This window comes from Lysinibacillus sp. NPDC056232, assembly GCF_042267565.1.
Lineage (GTDB): Bacteria > Bacillota > Bacilli > Bacillales_A > Planococcaceae > Lysinibacillus.
The window spans coordinates 109,375-127,625 of the sequence record NZ_JBHJTF010000005.1 but is presented as its reverse complement, the minus strand read 5'-3'; the positions used below and the strand labels follow the sequence as shown (position 1 = coordinate 127,625).

At 36.0% G+C, this 18,251-nt stretch carries 19 protein-coding genes and 1 riboswitch; of the genes, 3 read left to right on the top strand and 16 right to left on the bottom strand.

Annotation, left to right across the window (positions count from 1 at the left end):
* Positions 1-141: 141 nt before the first annotated feature.
* Positions 142-1,536, top strand: a complete 1,395-nt coding sequence (locus tag ACFCYJ_RS06045; RefSeq protein WP_376072029.1) for an alanine/glycine:cation symporter family protein — start codon at positions 142-144, stop codon at positions 1,534-1,536.
* 58 nt (positions 1,537-1,594) lie between these two features.
* Here the strand turns inward: ACFCYJ_RS06045 and ACFCYJ_RS06040 are convergent, their stop codons facing one another.
* From ACFCYJ_RS06040 to ACFCYJ_RS05975, 14 genes are all read right to left on the bottom strand, one after another.
* The gene (locus tag ACFCYJ_RS06040; RefSeq protein ID WP_376072026.1) at positions 1,595-3,556 is read right to left on the bottom strand and encodes a methyl-accepting chemotaxis protein; all 1,962 of its coding nucleotides are present in this window, start codon (positions 3,554-3,556) and stop codon (positions 1,595-1,597) included.
* 280 nt (positions 3,557-3,836) lie between these two features.
* Positions 3,837-5,516, bottom strand: a complete 1,680-nt coding sequence (locus tag ACFCYJ_RS06035) for a methyl-accepting chemotaxis protein (protein ID WP_376072023.1) — start codon at positions 5,514-5,516, stop codon at positions 3,837-3,839.
* Between the two features lie 542 nt (positions 5,517-6,058).
* A complete protein-coding gene (locus ACFCYJ_RS06030) occupies positions 6,059-6,856 on the bottom strand; it encodes an ABC transporter ATP-binding protein (RefSeq protein WP_376072020.1) in 798 nt (265 codons plus the stop codon).
* A 12-nt stretch (positions 6,857-6,868) separates the two neighbouring features.
* On the bottom strand, positions 6,869-7,645 hold the full coding sequence (locus ACFCYJ_RS06025; RefSeq protein ID WP_376072018.1) for an ABC transporter ATP-binding protein: 777 nt from the start codon (positions 7,643-7,645) through the stop codon (positions 6,869-6,871).
* A gap of 11 nt (positions 7,646-7,656) precedes the next feature.
* On the bottom strand, positions 7,657-8,463 hold the full coding sequence (locus tag ACFCYJ_RS06020) for an ABC transporter permease (protein WP_376072016.1): 807 nt from the start codon (positions 8,461-8,463) through the stop codon (positions 7,657-7,659).
* A gap of 1 nt (position 8,464) precedes the next feature.
* Complete coding sequence (gene nikB, locus ACFCYJ_RS06015) at positions 8,465-9,418, bottom strand: nickel ABC transporter permease (protein ID WP_376072014.1); 954 nt, start codon at positions 9,416-9,418, stop codon at positions 8,465-8,467.
* Between the two features lie 74 nt (positions 9,419-9,492).
* Positions 9,493-11,112 (bottom strand): nickel ABC transporter substrate-binding protein, encoded by a 1,620-nt coding sequence (gene nikA / locus ACFCYJ_RS06010; RefSeq protein WP_376072012.1) that lies wholly within the window; start codon positions 11,110-11,112, stop codon positions 9,493-9,495.
* A 244-nt stretch (positions 11,113-11,356) separates the two neighbouring features.
* Positions 11,357-11,550, bottom strand: a riboswitch (cobalamin riboswitch).
* 143 nt (positions 11,551-11,693) lie between these two features.
* On the bottom strand, positions 11,694-12,230 hold the full coding sequence (locus ACFCYJ_RS06005; protein ID WP_376072009.1) for a DUF1572 family protein: 537 nt from the start codon (positions 12,228-12,230) through the stop codon (positions 11,694-11,696).
* 173 nt (positions 12,231-12,403) lie between these two features.
* Positions 12,404-13,306, bottom strand: coding sequence for a hypothetical protein (locus ACFCYJ_RS06000; protein WP_376072007.1), 903 nt, complete (start codon positions 13,304-13,306; stop codon positions 12,404-12,406).
* Positions 13,299-13,817: an RNA polymerase sigma factor gene (locus ACFCYJ_RS05995; RefSeq protein WP_376072005.1), complete on the bottom strand. Its 519-nt coding sequence runs from the start codon at positions 13,815-13,817 to the stop codon at positions 13,299-13,301. The genes ACFCYJ_RS06000 and ACFCYJ_RS05995 overlap by 8 nt, the downstream gene beginning before the upstream one ends.
* A gap of 107 nt (positions 13,818-13,924) precedes the next feature.
* Entirely contained in the window at positions 13,925-14,533 is a 609-nt protein-coding gene (locus ACFCYJ_RS05990; RefSeq protein ID WP_376072003.1) for an SCO family protein, read from the bottom strand.
* A gap of 104 nt (positions 14,534-14,637) precedes the next feature.
* A complete protein-coding gene (locus ACFCYJ_RS05985) occupies positions 14,638-14,760 on the bottom strand; it encodes a YvrJ family protein (protein WP_082337366.1) in 123 nt (40 codons plus the stop codon).
* 88 nt (positions 14,761-14,848) lie between these two features.
* Positions 14,849-15,073, bottom strand: coding sequence for a DUF2922 domain-containing protein (locus ACFCYJ_RS05980; RefSeq protein ID WP_376071999.1), 225 nt, complete (start codon positions 15,071-15,073; stop codon positions 14,849-14,851).
* 12 nt (positions 15,074-15,085) lie between these two features.
* Positions 15,086-15,301: a DUF1659 domain-containing protein gene (locus ACFCYJ_RS05975; protein ID WP_053592915.1), complete on the bottom strand. Its 216-nt coding sequence runs from the start codon at positions 15,299-15,301 to the stop codon at positions 15,086-15,088.
* Positions 15,302-15,422: 121 nt separating this feature from the next.
* Here ACFCYJ_RS05975 and ACFCYJ_RS05970 point away from each other — a divergent pair, with 121 nt between their 5' ends.
* Both ACFCYJ_RS05970 and ACFCYJ_RS05965 read left to right on the top strand, forming a co-directional pair.
* Positions 15,423-15,851, top strand: coding sequence for a DUF2621 domain-containing protein (locus ACFCYJ_RS05970; protein ID WP_376072178.1), 429 nt, complete (start codon positions 15,423-15,425; stop codon positions 15,849-15,851).
* A 94-nt stretch (positions 15,852-15,945) separates the two neighbouring features.
* Positions 15,946-16,167, top strand: coding sequence for a GHKL domain-containing protein (locus tag ACFCYJ_RS05965; RefSeq protein WP_376071996.1), 222 nt, complete (start codon positions 15,946-15,948; stop codon positions 16,165-16,167).
* A gap of 92 nt (positions 16,168-16,259) precedes the next feature.
* On the opposite strand, the gene ACFCYJ_RS05960 is transcribed toward ACFCYJ_RS05965, so the two are convergent.
* Positions 16,260-17,429: a M56 family metallopeptidase gene (locus ACFCYJ_RS05960; protein WP_376071993.1), complete on the bottom strand. Its 1,170-nt coding sequence runs from the start codon at positions 17,427-17,429 to the stop codon at positions 16,260-16,262.
* 5 nt (positions 17,430-17,434) lie between these two features.
* Positions 17,435-17,806, bottom strand: coding sequence for a BlaI/MecI/CopY family transcriptional regulator (locus ACFCYJ_RS05955; RefSeq protein WP_376071991.1), 372 nt, complete (start codon positions 17,804-17,806; stop codon positions 17,435-17,437).
* Positions 17,807-18,251 lie beyond the last annotated feature (445 nt).

The window sequence follows — 18,251 nt, the reverse complement described above, 5'->3', positions numbered from 1 at the left end:
CCACATCCTAAACAGTACCTTGGACTAGCTGTATCAAATATTGTAAAACATTAAAATTAATATAATTCATTATTTTCAAAAAGTTTATATATTACAAAAAAACAGTGTAGACTAAAGCGTATTGAGATTGGAGGAAAGCAAATGGAATGGTTAACGAATATTGTAGGTGATACTAATAATATTTTATGGACATATTGCATTATTACATTGTTAATAGCTGCTGGATTGTATTTTTCATTTGGAACAAAATTTGTCCAAATTCGACTTTTCCCTGAAATGTTTCGTTTAATAGTTGAAAAAAGAGAGGGAGAGTCAGGTGTTTCTCCGTTCCAAGCCTTTACGATTAGCGCAGCCTCACGTGTAGGTACAGGTAATATCACAGGCGTTGCATTAGCAATTGGAGTAGGTGGACCTGGAGCCGTATTTTGGATGTGGATTATTGCTATTTTAGGAATGGCGACTGCCTTTATTGAAAGTACGCTTGCACAGGTGTACAAAGTAAAGGATGGCGATACGTTCCGTGGTGGACCAGCATATTATATGGAAAAAGCGTTAGGTCAACGTAAATTAGGGGTTATTTTTGGTATTCTTTTAACGTTAAGCTTTGGCTTTATATTTAATGCGGTACAATCGAATACGATTGCAACTTCTGTAGGTGAGGCATTTAATATTAATCCTACTATCATTGGTATTATTCTAGTTGTGTTAACGGCCATGATTATTTTTGGTGGCGTACATAGAATCGTAAAAGTTACGCAAGTACTTGTACCTGTGATGGCAGTTTTCTATTTAGCTGTAGCCCTTTTTGTTATTGTAACGAATCTGACTGAAGTACCTGCCGTTTTCAAACTGATTTTCACAGAAGCGTTTGGTCTTCAGGAAGCTGCTGGTGGTGCGATTGGAGCTGCTATTATGCAAGGTGTACGTCGTGGTTTATTTTCTAATGAAGCCGGTATGGGTAGTGTTCCTAATGCCGCCGCTACAGCAAATACCTCTCACCCTGCAAAGCAAGGATTAGTGCAAAGCTTAGGTGTATTTTTTGATACAATTATGATTTGTTCTGCAACAGCGTTTATCATTATTTTAGCGGGTCTGTATAATACTGGTGAAAGTAATGGAATTGTTCTTACACAAAATTCCTTAGCTGTACATGTAGGTGATTGGGCTCCTTACTTTATCGCTATTTCTATTATTTTCTTTGCATTTAGTTCTATTGTCGGGAATTACTATTACGGTGAATCTAATATTGAGTTTATGAATGCTCATAAAAGTTGGATGTTTATCTACCGTATTTTAGTTCTTGCAATGGTTATGTTTGGTTCTCTTGCGCAAGTAGAGCTTGTTTGGAACTTAGCAGATCTATTCATGGGACTAATGGCTATCATCAATATTACGATCATCTTATTACTTGGTAAAATTGCCTTCCAAGTGTTAGACGACTTTACGATGCAACGGAATGCAGGCAAAAATCCTGTATTTTATGCAAAATCAATCCCAAAATTGAAAAATACTGATTGTTGGGAAGAAGATCGATAATTATTCAAAAACGCCATTCCTCAAACGGAATGGCGTTTTTTTGTTATGCCTGATTCTATTAATATTTAAATTGACTAATTAGCTGTTTTAGCTCGTCTGCCATATGTGCAAGAGCTTGTGCAGAAGCATTAATTTCTTCCATCGAAGCCAATTGTTCCTCTGTAGACGCTGCAACATCCTCTGAGGCAGCTGCATTTCCTTTTGCTGAGAATGCCAAATCTTCCGTAACAGCTGTCACCTCTTGTACACTTGCTGACATTTGTTCAGAGGCTGAAGATACCTCTTCCATTTTAGGAGTAATTTTATCCATGCTTGCTTTAATCACTTGGAATTTCGTAATCGCTTCATCCGATACATGTAGACCATTTTGTACATCTTCTGTAACTTTTGCCATGATGTTTACGGATTGTTCTGTTTCTAACTGAATGCCATGGATTAGCTCAAAAATTTGTTGTGCAGATTCCTGTGATTGCTCCGCCAGCTTTCTTACTTCATCAGCAACAACTGCAAAGCCTTTTCCATGCTCTCCTGCTCTTGCTGCCTCAATCGCTGCATTAAGAGCAAGTAAGTTAGTTTGATCTGCAATACTTGTAATCACATCTAAAATGGACGTAATTTGCTTAGAGCGTTCATGTAGCGTTTGAATTTTCGTGTTTGAATCGGTCACCGAAATATGAATAGATTGCATTTGATCTTTTGTATTTTGAACTGCCTGTCCACCTTCATCTGCTTGTAGCGTTGCATGCTGTGAAAGATCGGTCACAGTAGATGAGATCTCTGCGATATGAAGAATGGCCTTGGAAAGCTCCTGTAACGATTCTGCATTCTTATTGGCACTCGTCGTTTGCGTATCTGCGCTTGAAGCAACATCTTGAATCGAAATGGCCACCTTTTCTGTCGCTGTGCTCGTTTGAGTGGCATTGGCTGTTAGCTCTTCTGCCGACGATGCTACCTCTTCAGCATTTTGTTCAATTTTTTGAATAAGAGTTCTTAAACTGTCTTGCATATCGTTAAAGGCTTGCCCTAGCTGTCCAATCTCGTCATAAGAAGTGATGGTCACTTTCTCTGTTAAATCCCCTTTACTAATGGTTACTGCACTATCCTTTAGTAATCTAATCGGTTTTATAATTGCCTTCATGACAAAAAAGAATACAATCGAACTGATTACAATCGCAGCAATTAGTACGAGAAACGTTTTTTTCAAAATGGGTGATGCTGATTGGTCAATTTCTTTGGCAAAAATTGTCCCTGTGATTTTCCAGTTTGTCAGTTCATTCGTTGTAAAGAACATAATACGGTCATCACCATCAAAGACATAATCATACGTACCAGATTTGCTGTCGTACATTTGATTGAGGAAGCTCTCGTTTAATTCCTTACCTGCTTCTAATGTAGGATGTGAAATGACCAAATTATTGTCCCCAAAAATAGAAGAATATCCATTTTTCCCTATTTTTATAGAGTCCGAAACTTTTTGAAGGTCTGTCAATTTTAAATCAATAGCCACTACCCCAGATTGATCTTTTACCTGACGAGCTACTGTTACGACCATATCTCCAGTCCCTGCATCTATGTAAGGGTTCGTAATTAAAGTCTCACCTTTTAATTCCTTAGCCTTTTTATACCAATCTCTTTCTAAAGGATTATAATCCGCGCTATTTATTTTTGGTTCTTGAATAAATGTTCCGTCATTTGTTCCAACATAAATGCTTAAAACATCTGGACTCAGCTTCATATATTCTTGAAAACTTGGTAGGATTGTGGTTTCCTTCTGTTCGTACTTAGAAGAATTTATTTCCTCGCTAAAGGAAGTGATTTCATTTATTTTTGCGCTAATGGAACTATCAATTAACGTATTCAAAATTTTCACACTTTCATCTGCACTAAAAAGTATTTCTTCTTTTATCGAATTTTTTGCTGAAAAATACGATAAGCTTCCTACAGAAATAACTGGGATTAGTAAGATAAGAGCAAATAATGTGTAGAGCTTACCCTTAAAGCTTCCAAATAATCGTTTCATGAAACAGCTCTCCTTTTGTCTTTACTAGTTCTTAAATGTGTTTTATCCAATTTTGTGGTTTCTTTTTAGACTCAAAGAATCCCCCCAGCACACAACCTCCCCATCTCATATCGATTAAATTTTCTTCTTTTGTTTTTATCGGTCGAAATACTTAAATTCAAACACCTTTTTTCATTTTTTTGATTTTCTCGACATAAATCGCTCTCTCCGCGTCACTATCCACTAAACATAGAACCCCTATAAATCATTCTTTATGTATGATTCATAGGGGTTCTATACGTTAGTATTTAAATGTCTGAATTGATTCTTGTAAGTCAATCGCCATTTTTGCCAAATGTGTAGAGGCTGCCGCTACTTCTTCCATCGCTGCATTTTGTTCCTCAGAGGATGCTGCAACACTTTGAACATTGCTACTTGATTTCATGGAAACTTCGCTAATGAAGTCGATTTCTTTGACAAGTTTTTCAATATCTTGATGGATCGTTCGAATAGCCGCTGTTACTGATTCGGTTTGAGCTTGTACATCATTAATGGCATCGTCAATTTGAATGAAATTATCTCTTGCCACATTTACTTTTTCACGACCAAGCATTACTGAATCATTACTACTGATCATGTCTTCTTCGATAATTCTTGTATCTTCAGTAATTCGCAAAACAACCTTTTCAATATCTACTGCTGCTAAATTCGATTCATCCGCTAGCTTCCGTACCTCTTCTGCTACTACAGCAAAGCCTTTGCCATGCTCACCACTGCGCGCAGCTTCTATAGAGGCATTGATAGCCAATAGATTTGTTTGGGTAGCGATATTTTTAATAACATTGACTGCTGAGACAATTGCTGCTGTATTTTCATCTAAGTCTTTAACACGTGTACTTAGCTCTACTGTATTATTTGCAATGTCATTCATCTGTTCGATGACATTACGAACTGAAGAACGTCCTATGCTAGCCATACTTTTAGTTTCTACAGTTGCATCGTTAACATGATCAATATTCGTTGATATCTCATTCATTTTTTTCAAAATGTGCGAGGATAAGTTTCGTACATCACCTGTCAATGTATCCTGCTCTTCAATACCGTGTGCAATATCTTGGATCGACTCTGAGACAACTTCTGTTGCCTGTGTCACTTCCATACTACTCGCTGTGAGCTGCTCGGATGTTGCTGCTACCTGTTCAGATGAATTACCAACTTGCTTCATCGTATGTCTAAGTTTTTCCGCCATTGAATTAAAGGAAGCTGCCAACTGGGCAAACTCATCTTTTGTTTTAAATTGCAGGTGCGTTTGTAGATTGCCAGTTGAGAATTTGTCCATTTCTATTACTGTTTGTTGAATATTTTTCGCTACTCTTCGACCAAAAACTGTCGCAATTATAATGCTTATAAGTAAGGAGACCATTGCTAGTACAGCAATCTCTTTGCCACTTCTGTCGCCTTTTTGCTTTGTAGCCTCTATACGAGCCTGCATTTCATCCTGCTGAACGGTTGCCATCGTTTTCCCAAACTCAACAAGCTTTAGAGAACCTTTCCCTAAAACCGGTAATGCCAACTGCTGGGCTTGCTGTTTTTCACCACTTTGAAAAAGCGGTACAATTTGTTCATCTAAAGGCTCTTCCCATGCCTCTAACTGCTTTAAAAACTGTTCAAAGTCCGTATTTTTATGTTCAAGTTCTTCAATACGCTGAATAGATTTATGTAAAGTTTCTCGTATTTCAAGATGGTTGTTGAGCATGTCTTCTTTACCATATAACATATACCCTCGAATGGCAGCATTTGCACGAACCGTTTGAAAGGAAATATCATTATACAAGTTCATTAATTCCGTATTTTTTTCGATTTCCGCAAGTGTGTGTTTATTATCATTTAAAAAGTACATGGCAATACTAGTAATTAGTAATAGAAATACTAAAACTATACCAAAAGCAAATTGCAGTTTTCGTTCTACCGTTGATTTCATACGACTCCCTCTATTCCACTATTAACATTAATCCTCTTGAGTATAGCCTAATCATACCTTTTATCCTATAAGAAGTGCGTCTTTTTTCATAAATTAACACTAAAATTTTACAAAAATTAAAACACATCTCCAAATGTCTTGACTTCTGTAAATTCTATATGGCTGTTTTTAGTAGTTAATGGGGCTTTTTTTGGCACATCACTAGATTAGAGATGCCATTTTTTAATATAGCCAATCTAGATGTGAAGGTTATTCCTCTAGCTGCATTTTAGAAGAAAAACAGATAGTGACTGCATTAAAAGCGGTTGCCACTCCTATTTGGCCCCGGATGAATACATAGATGGTAATGCAAATTAATGGTTCTCATACGATTTATGTACGAAATCATTGCTAATGAGCGAACACAGCAGTAGCCTTTGAAATCACAACATCTATTGACGAAGAAGCTTCGATGTATCAGCTTTATTTTGCATAGAAAAGCAGCAAAAAATCGTAGCTATAAAATTGGCTACGATTTTTATTTTTTTGACTCTTCTCTTAGGCTAGCACGTCTTTTGTCTGTCCCTGGGATGCATAGGCAGAATAGCGTTGAATAGTTCGAGTGAAGCGGGGTGTTTAAATGGATCGTCCTTGTTTATTTCCTCAACAAGTCGACCTTTATGCATCACTAGTATTCTATCTGATATAAAGCGTGTTACATGTAAATCATGAGAAATAAAAATATAAGATAGCTTCAGTTGCTTTTGTAGTGATTGTAGTAGTTGCAATATATTTTTCTGCAATATCATATCGAGGCTACTGATAGCCTCATCTAACACAATAAGTTTGGGGTTTATAGCAATTGCTCTAGCAATATTTACGCGTTGCTGTTGACCTCCACTAAGCTGTGAAGGATATTTATTGGCAATATTGCTTTCTAACTCAACACAGTTCAGTAGCTTCTCGACCTTACGTTGCCTTTCGCTTTTGGAAAAATTTTCGAAATTAAGAAATGGTTCTTCTATTATCTCTGCAATAGTTTGCTTTGGATTAAAGGAGTTAAAGCTATTTTGAAAAACAGCTTGTAAATCTCTGCGAATTCCCTTTTTTTCTTTAGAGCTAGCTTGATATAAATTCACATTATTAAATCGTATAATCCCACTCGTTGGATTCTCTATGCCCAAAATGATCCGAGCTAATGTACTTTTTCCTGAGCCACTTTGACCGACCACTCCTAAGCATTCGCCTTCCTGAAGTGAAAATGTAACCTGTTGTAATACTGGTGCTTCTCGCTTTTTTTGTATAAACGACTGTCTCTGATGATAGTACTTCTCAACATTCGTCACCTCTAATAGAGCCATCTACTACCTCCTCTAAAAAGTGATTCTCGATTGTAAAAGTTTCTTTGTATACCAATGCTGTGGCGCGTCAAAAAAATCAAAGACATTCGCCTGCTCGATGAGTTCTCCCTTATACATAACAGCAACTTCATCGGCAATTTCAGCAATAACACCAAGATCATGTGTGACGATAATAATCGCTGCATCGGTGTTATTTCGAATTTGATTGAACAATGATAGTATTTTCTTTTGATTGACTGTATCAAGAGCTGTTGTAGGTTCATCGGCAATATATAATTTAGGTTGCATCGCAAAAGAAAGAGCAATCATAACACGTTGTAACATCCCTCCACTTAATTGGAAAGGATAATATTGCAATAGCTTTTCCGGATTAGGTAAATTTACTTTATTCATTGCGGAAATAGCTACCTGTCTTATTTCTTTTTTATTCATGACGTAATGCGCTTTTATTGTTTCCCGAAAATGCCTTTCTATTGTTTGATTACTATCAAACGCTACCAATGGATTTTGTGTAATCATCGATATGTGCCTTCCTCGGTAATCTCTTAATCTTTCTTTGGTTACAGATGTTAAATCAGTATTTTGATATAAAATTTGGCCCGTCGATTTTGCCATAACCGGAAGAGATTGCATAATTGCTTGACATAACATTGACTTACCACTACCGCTTTCACCGATAATCCCTAATATACGTCCTTTATTTGCAGTTAAATTAATAGCAGATAGGATTTCCTGCTCTCCTATTTGCACATTTAAATCTTTGACTTGTAATAAGATTTTTCTTTCCATAGCTATCCCTTTCAATGACCAACTTTCTTGTTATGACCAGATAAAATAGTAAATAATAGGACTACGATGATTATGGCCGCACCTGGATAAAGCATAAGCTCAGGATGTAGTCGAATATACTGTTTGCCCTCACTAATCATCATTCCCCACTCAGGAGTAGGAGCTTGAACACCTAATCCAATAAATGAAAAGCCAGCAATTTCTAAAATGACTTTTCCTAAATCGAAAGAAATAATAGTCAGCATCGGCGCCATTATATTTGGCACGAAATGACGTAGGATTAGCTTCACTCCTGAAGTTCCACTAATTTTTGCAGCTTTTATAAATTCTTTTTCATGAACGCTTATAAATAGGCCTCTTAAAATTCTTGAATAATAAATAGTTTGAGTAACAATAAGGGCCAATAAGACATTTCTTAAGCTTGGACCCAAAATACCTAGTAGTCCAAATGCAAGAACAAGTGTTGGGAAAGCTAATAAAATATCACAGATGCGAATAAATAAATAATCAATGATCCCTCTCTTAAAAGCCACTATTGCCCCGATACATATAGCAAAAAAGCTTGCTATTAATTGAATGAATATAGCTGACCCTAAAGAATAGCGAATACCTAACAATATACGTGAAAGTATACATCGACCTAAATGATCTGTGCCGAGAGGATATGCCCATGATGGTTCTAAAAACTTCTTAGAGACGTCTACTAAAAAAGGATCATTCGGCATGATCAACGGCGCAAAAAGCCCCATTACCCCAATAAATGTGAGAAGAGTTATACTAGTCAATTGTTTACCGTTTAAACTATGTAATTTAATCACTCTACTCTCTCCCCCTCACCATCATTAGCTGCGGGTCAAGAACTCGATGTAATATATCTGTACATAAATTAGCAAAAACATAGATGATAGCAATTATTAGAACATAACATTGCACAACTGGATAATCCCTATTAATAATTGATTCTATTAAGTAGCGACCTAAACCAGGCCAGCTAAATACCTGCTCGACAATAACTGCCCCACCCAATAAATTCCCAAGTGTCATACCAAGCATCGTCGTCAGTGGAATAGCAGCATTTTTGAAGACATGTCGACTGAGAATAACAGATTGTTTTAACCCCCGTAAATGTGCATACTGAACATAATATTTTTGTAATTCTTCTATGACACTTGTACGAATTGCTTGAACAAACAACCCAATAGTTGGTAATGCCAAAGATACGGCTGGTAAAATTATATGTAACATCGTCCCTTTACCATTTGTCGGGAAAATGCCAAGCTTCAAACTAAATAAGTACAGAAGAAAAAAACCTACCCAAAAAGTTGGGATGGATACACTGATAATAGATAATAAGCTTACAATCTTATCAAATACGGAATTTTTATAAAGAGCACTTATAATACCAAGAGGAATACTAAAGCAAAGAATACACACAAATGCAGCTAGGGCTAATTCAAAAGTTGCCGGTAGTTTTTCTACTATTTCTTGAGCAACGGGTAATTTACTCACAAACGATGTACCAAAATCGAAGTGTAACACGCCTTTTAGCCATATAAAATATTGAATAGACAAAGGTTGATCAGTGCCTAATTCCGATCGTAGCGCCTGTATTGCTTCTGCTGTCGGGGCGACTCCTGACAGTCTAAGTATGACCTCCGCTGGCTCTACTGGAACAAAACGAATAAATAAAAAGGTCATGATTGAAACCCCTAGTAAAACAAATGGTAATGTAATTACTCGTTTTAGACAAAAAAGCCAAGTTGATTCGTACATTTTTTCATCACTTCCCAAGTCTTCATAGTGCAAAAAGAGAGGAGTCATAATAGACCCACTCTCTTTTCATTCTCTTACTTTACATCCATTTGAGCATAAGGAATATCATATTCAGATGCACGGGGGTTAAAATCTTTCAAATATTTATGGTAAATAACATTATTCGTTTCATATGAAATTGGATAAAATAATGCTTGGTCATGGAACATTGTTAAAATATCTTTATACAATTGCACACGTTCCGCTTCATCTGTCCCAATTAATAATTGATGTATTTTGTCATCAATTTGTGTTGCATTTTCTAGGCCTAATTTCGCTTCATAAACACCATTTGCATTCGGTGTTGCTGATTCGTTTGCGAAGCTGTGTGGGTCTGTTGGTGGACCGTTTGTGCGCCAGAAATTAATATCTACTTGATTATCCATTAATTTTTGGAGCCCTACCATTACATCAGCGCCTTCAAGTTTTAATTGAACGCCTATTTTAGCTAATTCCCCTTGCATTAATTCTGCCATAGGTTTTTGGATAGCATCTGTGGCAATATAGATTAAATCTAATGTAAGAGGTTGCCCATTTTTAGAACGGATTTTATCACCATTTTTTAATGTCCAACCTGCTTCATCTAATAACTGCTCGGCTTTTTCTGGATTAAATAGGATTGGTTTTAACTCAATATTGGCATATGGAATAGCATCCCAAAACAGTGTATTGGCAACCTTTTCTGTACCATGGGTAATACTTTCAACCATTTGTTCTTTATTAACAGCGTATTGAATAGCCTGACGTACTTTTAATTCTGCTAAAGGACCAGATTGTGTATTAAAAAGTAATGCACGTGTAGATAAAGGTTCAGATACAGCCGTTTTGTATTGATTGCTGTCTTTTAAGAAAGTGTAGTTATCTAAGCTAATAATGCCACGACCATAAATTAAGTCTAATTCTTCATTTTCAAATGCCAGTGAAATAGATTCTGAATCTGGTATAATTTTCACTTTTACTTTGTCTACTAGTGGCTTTTCACCCCAATAATGTTCGTTGCGGCTAAAAAGTGCATATTGATCTTTTTTATATTCGGTTAATACCCATGGACCTGTTCCAACCGGAGCTTTAATACCTTTATTTGTTGCATCTCCCTCATGGAATCCGTTATCCCCTAAGAAGCGAAATGGTCGCACAAAAGCCAGTTCATTTAATACAGGGTAATAGGGTGCATCTAATTGAAGACGAATTGTATAGTCATCTTCTTTCACAACATCTACAATATGATTCACCATTCCCATCCAAGAGTGTGTATCACGATCTGCTAAAACTGCATTAAAATTACGAATAACATTATCTGCATTAAAGACTGTCCCATCAGAGTATTTTACATCTTGTCTAAGATGAAATATGTAAGCTGTTTTATCGTCAGAAATTTCCCAGCTCTCCGCTAATTTCGGCGATATTGTCCCGTCATCGTTATATTCTACTAATGATTCATATACCATTGCTTGCGCAGTCATTTGGTTTGGTAAATAGGTATGCGGATTTAAAGGCCCTATATCTAGCGGCCAGCCAATTGTTATCATTTTTCCTTCATTATTATTTTTGCTAGAAGTTTTACTTCCATTACCTTCACTCGAGCTTGAACAGCCTGCTAAAATCGATAACATCAGTATTAGAATGAACGGTAATAATTTTTTAAAAAATATCATTATGATTGCTCCTGTCTATTCTTGGGTGTTAGAAAATTAAAATATATATGTTTCTCCACTATACTTCTAACTTGAAACACAAAGTAATCGTCATTACTTTGCTCTCGCTTTATTTACACCTCACTTTGATGTAAATTACATAGATTAGAAAAAGACATAAAAAAATCCTTATTCCACGTGAATAAGGATAGAAAAACTCATTATTAAAAGCCTTCCATCCATCTCCCTATCTTTCGTAGATCTACAATGAATCATACTACAAGCAGGCATTCTGGCTTATGAATCTCCATTTTGCTTCACCTTCCCGAGTACTTACTCAGTGGTATTTGAAACAAAACTCCTCATTTACAGCTGCGGGACAGCATGGGATTTACACCCATTTTCCTTTAAATTAAGTGAAAAAGTTTTTTCACTCAAACTTGTAATGTTACATATTAAATTTTGTATTAAACATAACACGCTTCAAAGATACACGTCAATTTTATTTTCTGAATATAATAAAGTTTTGCGATTTTTAAACAAAGATATGTATGTATATTCCACAAAAAAAGCCATCACACACTAGTGAGATGGCTTTACTTCTATTGTTGATGTTTTTTTAACATTGAATCTGTGAAAGGCTGAGATTGTCCCTTTGGAATACTTATTGTTTGCCACTCAGAACCCTTTACTTGCTTAGCAATGTAAACGATTTGACCGACATGTTGTGAATAATGGGACATTTGTCTTTCAATCGCATCTATCACGGAATGTCGTTCTCCCCTTATCGTTACAAACCCTTGTAAATCAGCTTCCGTTAATTTTTGTAAAGCATCTAAAAATACTTGCCAGCCCTTTTCCCATACTGTCATTACCTCTTCTTTTGTCTGAAGGCTATCCATAAATTCATCATCACGATTTCTCGTTGATTTCTCACCATCTGTCGTAAGAAAGTCAGTCCATCTCGATATCATATTTCCACTAACGTGTTTTACAATCACTGCGATACTATTTGAATCTTCATTATACGCCCAGTGCAATTGGGCCTCTTCCAGTTGGTCGAGTGTTTTATCGCCTAGCTCTTTGACACTTCTAAATCTTTTCTGGACAACATTTAAATACGTTTGCGCTACTGTCATTGTTGAACCCCCCATCCCTTTTCTACTATTTTAATATAGACTGAATGAGATGTGTCATTTTGGTAACTAGTTGTTGCCAAAAATAAAGTATTACTTACTCACGAGGGATTTTTTATCACCACTGATCGCTCCCCCCTCACCAATCGAGCTTTAGCAGGCAGTTATTTTCCACATTACTTCTTTGCATTCTCTGAATTTATGTGTGGGATAAATTCCCTTGCAAGAGCAACCATTTTTTCTTGTGCTTCCTGTTGATCACCATTTAATTGATAGCCTATTTGATATGCATAGCCATTATAATACGTATAAAACTCATTGGCTTTTGTACTCATTTGATAAATACGCTTGTCTGCCTCATCATAATTATAGTATACATACGCGAAACCTTTATCTGGTGTCATCGCATGATAATACAAAGGATTCATAAAGTTCAAACCTACATTCCTGATTTCCCCTGAAAACTCCTGACTATCTTCCGTAACTTTATAGTTTACTGGATTATGATTTACATTTGTTACTGTCAAAATAATATATTGACGATCCACTCCAGTGAGAGACTTTTCTTTATAACTAAATTGAAATTGCTTTTGCAGGCTACCATCTTGCATCTCTGATGTTACCGCATAGACCTCTTGTATATTTGATTTAAACGGAAGATCTTCAGGGTCTATTAAATGGACAGCATTCCCCATAGTAGCTGCCACTGCTTGCATAGCCTCGAAGCCTTGAAGCGGTGCATAAAATTTGATATTTTCGCGGTGAATAAATTGATCTGCTATTTGAAAATACTGACTGAACGTTGTCTCTGTTCCTTCAACTTCTGTTTTAAATAAATCAGTGAATGATTGTTTTTCTTCTTCATGAAGTATTTCTGTCGTTAAATGATCCATCGGTTTCGAAGCTTGCCATGCAATAAATAGTAAGATAGAGCATGTCATCATGACCGCCAGTGCACGATGCGGCCAAAGTTTTTTTGATGGATACGGCTCTTGCTGAACCTGTTGTCGAACCTTTTGAATGATTGCTTCTTTATGTGCTGAGACATCCTTCAATACGTGCATTGTATGCTTATCCATGGAAAAGTACCTCCCATTCAATATGCTGTAAGTCTACTTTTAATAATTCCTTCCCTTTCTTTAAACGAGATTTAACGGTACCCTCAGGAATTGCCAGTAGTTCTGCTATCTCCTTGATCGTCATCTCCTCCAAATAAAAATAGACAATTGCTTCACGTTGCTTTATTGGTAACCGTAAAATGGCTTCATCTAAAAGAGCTTGTTCATCTTGACGAATGAGTGTATCTTGTAAAACAGTTTTTTGTTTGGCAAAAAAATTATGCTGAAATGTAATTTTTCGATAAGCCCAGCTTTTTAAGTAATCCTTACATTTATTAATGGTCATGCGTGCTAAATAAGCCTTCATTTCTCCTCTTTCTTCATAATGCTTTTGGTGATGATAAAATTTAATAAATACATCTTGAACAATATCCTCAGCTATTCGTAGATCTTTCGTATAGTAGTAAGCGATTCGAAATAAATGATCTGTATGTAGTTCCATTAGTTGCTCTAAATATTCTGTATCAGACAAAATCTTTCCCTCCTTCTACACTATAAACGAGGCTACAGTTATAAAAGATTAAATTTCAACAAAAAAAAACCGTCTCTTTATTAATCAAGACGGTTTCCTTCTATCCATTATAAATTTTCATCAATATATGTTTCTATATCTGATGCAATTGTGTCAATTGGGACATCCTCTGCATTCTCTGCATATCCTGAATACATTTTTACAATTACACCATCTTTATCGACTAAGAAAAATTGATTCCCATGAACGACTTGGTCGCTGTTAGGATCATTTCTGACGATTATTTTTGTTGATTTTACAGCGAACTGCTCGATATATTTTTGTGAATAACCAGTAAGTAGATTCCATTTTGATTGATCTGGAACATTATATTTTTTCAAATAATCAGCTAATACTTGTGGTTTATCTACGTCAGGATCAACTGAAAACGCAACAATATTATAATCTTCCACACCTTTTTTCTTCAGCTTCTCTTGAACTTGCGTCATATTATAAGACATTGGTGGACAAATTGATGTACAATTCGTGAAAATATACATACCAATCCATGGTTTTCCTTTTAAACTCTCTAAAGAAACTGTTTCTCCGCGTTGATTGACATGTTCAAAATCTGGTAATTCCATGTTATAATCTGCTTTAAACTTTGAATTTCCACACGCACTAAGCACAGCTGCTAATGCAAAAAGTAGAACAAGTCCAATTATTTTATTTCTCATCTTTAACACGCTCCCTACTTACACTATCCCCATCCTATCGTACGATGTAAATATTGACAAGGACACTCAAGTGACAGCTTTCGTACATCTTTGTGAAATCGATTTCACTTTAAGGAAACAAGCGCATCATGAATTGCATCTAATTTCACTTCTACCCGGTGCAGTAAATAAAACGACACTAAGATAGGAAAACCGATATCCGATATCATGTTTAACCACTGTTCCATGTTGGTCCCTCCTTCACTACAAGATACATAAGACTGACATTGCTGAAAATGGTCCTTGCAGTACATTCTGCAAAGACCATTTTTTTGGTTATTCGAACTCTAAATCAAATTCTGTTACTTGTCGATCAACGATGCGAGCCCCACTCATCGCAACGAGAGTGCCAGCTTGTCCATCAAAAACGTTTTTAGCGATGATTGTTTGCATTACCTTTTGAATTTCTTCCGCTGTTACCTTTGGCTTCGGTGCATCAATCGCAAATGTTGCCGTTTTCCCTGCCGCTGTTTCAAATTGCAGCTCTAAAACTTGTGTCATAGCTTTCCCTCCTTAGGATAAATCTGTTGTTTCTTGTTTTACAATGCTGTCTAGTGCGTGTGAAGATAGACTTGCAATGGCATATGCTACTTCTACTAAATCCTCTGCCGTATGCGAGCTGTTTAAATTGCGGTACGTTTTTGTTGTGAACATGGGCTCGTTTTGAGCATTGTGTCCAGCGACATACTTTAAGCGCAGTGTAGCACCTAAGAAATTGACTTTTGCCATGGAGGTCACCTCCTTTCTTACACAATATATACTGACTTATTGCTAAAAAAGGGACATTTAGGATGAATTTTTTTATGTAAGCTTTTATAATAGAGTGAGAGAAGGCAAAGAGGTGAACGATTTGTTAAGTGGTTGGTTTTTATGGTTTATCCTATTTTGGGTAGTTGTACTTATTTCATTTATGGCGATAGGCGGATTTTTCATGTTCCGCAAATTTTTAAAGGCATTACCGAAGCAGGACGGTAAATCCGATTTGGATTGGCAAGAGTATTATTTAGATAAAACCATTCATTTATGGGGACAACCTGAGAAAGAGCTTTTATATGAACTTGTAAGCCCTGTACCTGAGCTATTTAGACAAGTAGCAAAGGAAAAAATAGCAGGAAAAATTGGCGAGCTTGCTTTAGAAGAAAAAGCACCTTCTATTAACCACGATTTGATTATTCGTGGCTACATTCAAGCAACGCCAAAGCGTGACCATAAATTTTTACGTAAAAAATTAGATGAAATGAAAATTGACATCGCCCCATATGAACATCTATTTGATTAAAGAAACGCTGCACACTGATTTGTGCAGCGTTTTTACTTCCCATAGATAGCTTCATTATTCTAATACTTAATTTACTCTTCTGATAGTCTAGATTATGACTTGTAAGAACAGCACTATCCCACTACCTACAAACGTCGTAGATTCTTTATTTGACCGCTCTGGTTTAACAACAAAGCAGGAGCATGAAGGCATAGGTACAACGATCATTAAAGATATAGTCCAAAAATATAATGGTTTCTTAGACTTCACTTATAAAGATGAGGAATTTATAAAATTTCCTGCAGTTCATAAAAAGCCGGTTCAACGCTTTACTTGACTGCTCAATTGTTCGCTATGGCGAGGGAAATGTGAATTTAAAAATGTACACGCACAAAGAATCCCATACTATAAAAGTACAGGATTCTTTTATTATTCTTCTAAATGAACTTCACCTTTTTCAATTTGCTTAAGAACTTTTTGCCACTCATCTTTTGTAAACTTGGATTCATCAGACATTTTGACTGAAATCAACTCGGAAAATCCTCCCTTTGCTTCCTCTTTTTCTCCATTTGAAGAAACTAATGTTGCAACTTTGTTTTCTTCTTGAATAATATCTCCTAAAATAGATGGTGTATTTTTTTGAGCTAATGCAGCTCCTCCTACGCCAATACTTGCAAGTGCTAATAATGCAACAGAGGATAGGACTATAACAGGCTTACTCATTTTTTTTACTTTTAACATTTTCATCAATCTCCTTTTTAAATTCATTTGTTCAGTTGAAAAAGTGGTGCCAAAGATAAATGAATTAGATTGCTCATTTGATCGTTCAATCATATTCAAAATCGTTTCTCCATATTTTTTCCTCTCTACATGAGACATTTTCATAACAACATCTTCATCACAAGAAAGCTCACTCCACATAAGTACTTCTTTTTTTAATAAATAAATTAAAGGATTATACCAATGGATAATTGTTGCAATTAGCATAAACCTTCTTATCCATAAATCTTTTTTCTTAAAATGAATCAATTCGTGTTTAATAACCATCTCTAATTCATCATTTGGAATCTTATACATCGGTAACACAATAGTCGGTTTTAAAATCCCGATTAAAATGGGACTTATATTAAACCTGTTATACATAATCTCTATATCAGTCGAGCAATTCATACGATCCATATTTTTAGTAAGGAGTTGGTGTACTTCACTTTCTGCTGGAACTAAAAAACTTGATACTTTTATCTGCTTGTTGAGTCTTTGATATGAATAGAAAGCCCAAACACTTTTGACGATTACTCCTGCAATCCAAATGGCAAATAAAATTTGGACAGCTGCTAATGATACAGTTAATGTGTTTTTCAGTACTACAAACTGATTCCCAAAAGCGATATCATTATTTGTTTTCCTAAAAATGAAAAGTAACTCAGGGAAAACAAAAATTGGAACTAGAAAAAAGAAAAGAGACAGTTTTCTACTCCAATAGTTCCATTTTGCAGTGAGTAACTCCTTTGTCACATACGTGATCAAAAAGGAAAGTGATAGAACAATACTTCCAGCGACCGACAATGTCACCAAGATTCTTAACCACTCATTCATCATCACACCTACTTATCTGAAAACCATTTTTTTAGTTCTTTCAACTCATCAGAAGGAACCTTTTCGTCATAGAGCGTTGCTAAAAAGTTCTTTACTGAACCTTGATACAACTTATCTAATAGGCCTTGTGCTTCTTTCTTTTTATACTCTTTTAGCGAAAGAAGAGGGATATACACATTTGATCTACCTTCCCTTTTTACATCCAGCAACCCTTTGTCTACCAACCTTGTCAAAAAGGTAGAAATGGTTTGAGACTTCCACTGCTTCCCTTTCTCACGGTTAAAGAAATCTAATAATTCTGTAGATGTAAACTTACGATTTTGTTTCCATATAAAGTCCATCAATTCCTCTTCTGTTTCGGACAATTTATAATAACCCACCTCTGTCACTCCCTTCACTTTAATTACTACGCCATTGTAGTAATTAAAACATACTACAAATTTGTAGTATGTGTCAATCATCAAAATTCATATACTATTTTTCCAAATGTCTTTGATATTCATTTTCTCGCACATTCATCAGTTGCTCTGATTTCTTTCCGTCGCTTGGTCGATTCTTTCCGTCGCTTTTGACTTTCTATCCGTCACTTCGGCAATCCTATCCGTCGCTCTAATTTCTATCCGTCACTTTGACTCTTCTTCCGTCGTTTCTGTCTTTCTTTCCGTCGTTCCGGCAACTTTATCCGTCGCTCTGATTTCTATCCGTCACTTTGACTCTTCTTTCCTTCGCTTGGTCGATACTTTCCGTCGCTCCGGCAACTCCATCCGTCGCTCTAATTTCTATCCGTCACTTTGACTCTTCTTCCGTCGTTTCTGTCTTTCTTTC

Excerpts from the sequence above, each read along its gene's own strand:
- ACFCYJ_RS06025 (WP_376072018.1), bottom strand. The coding sequence starts at position 7,645 with ATGGAAAGAAAAATCTTATTACAAGTCAAAGATTTAAATGTGCAAATA.
- ACFCYJ_RS05965 (WP_376071996.1), top strand. The coding sequence starts at position 15,946 with ATGACTTGTAAGAACAGCACTATCCCACTACCTACAAACGTCGTAGAT.
- ACFCYJ_RS05960 (WP_376071993.1), bottom strand. The coding sequence starts at position 17,429 with ATGATGAATGAGTGGTTAAGAATCTTGGTGACATTGTCGGTCGCTGGA.
- ACFCYJ_RS05980 (WP_376071999.1), bottom strand. The coding sequence starts at position 15,073 with ATGACACAAGTTTTAGAGCTGCAATTTGAAACAGCGGCAGGGAAAACG.
- ACFCYJ_RS06030 (WP_376072020.1), bottom strand. The coding sequence starts at position 6,856 with ATGGCTCTATTAGAGGTGACGAATGTTGAGAAGTACTATCATCAGAGA.
- ACFCYJ_RS06005 (WP_376072009.1), bottom strand. The coding sequence starts at position 12,230 with ATGACAGTAGCGCAAACGTATTTAAATGTTGTCCAGAAAAGATTTAGA.
- ACFCYJ_RS05990 (WP_376072003.1), bottom strand. The coding sequence starts at position 14,533 with ATGAGAAATAAAATAATTGGACTTGTTCTACTTTTTGCATTAGCAGCT.
- ACFCYJ_RS06035 (WP_376072023.1), bottom strand. The coding sequence starts at position 5,516 with ATGAAATCAACGGTAGAACGAAAACTGCAATTTGCTTTTGGTATAGTT.
- ACFCYJ_RS05985 (WP_082337366.1), bottom strand. The coding sequence starts at position 14,760 with ATGGAACAGTGGTTAAACATGATATCGGATATCGGTTTTCCTATCTTA.
- ACFCYJ_RS05975 (WP_053592915.1), bottom strand. The coding sequence starts at position 15,301 with ATGGCAAAAGTCAATTTCTTAGGTGCTACACTGCGCTTAAAGTATGTC.
- ACFCYJ_RS06045 (WP_376072029.1), top strand. The coding sequence starts at position 142 with ATGGAATGGTTAACGAATATTGTAGGTGATACTAATAATATTTTATGG.
- nikB (WP_376072014.1), bottom strand. The coding sequence starts at position 9,418 with ATGTACGAATCAACTTGGCTTTTTTGTCTAAAACGAGTAATTACATTA.
- ACFCYJ_RS06000 (WP_376072007.1), bottom strand. The coding sequence starts at position 13,306 with ATGGATAAGCATACAATGCACGTATTGAAGGATGTCTCAGCACATAAA.
- ACFCYJ_RS06040 (WP_376072026.1), bottom strand. The coding sequence starts at position 3,556 with ATGAAACGATTATTTGGAAGCTTTAAGGGTAAGCTCTACACATTATTT.
- nikA (WP_376072012.1), bottom strand. The coding sequence starts at position 11,112 with ATGATATTTTTTAAAAAATTATTACCGTTCATTCTAATACTGATGTTA.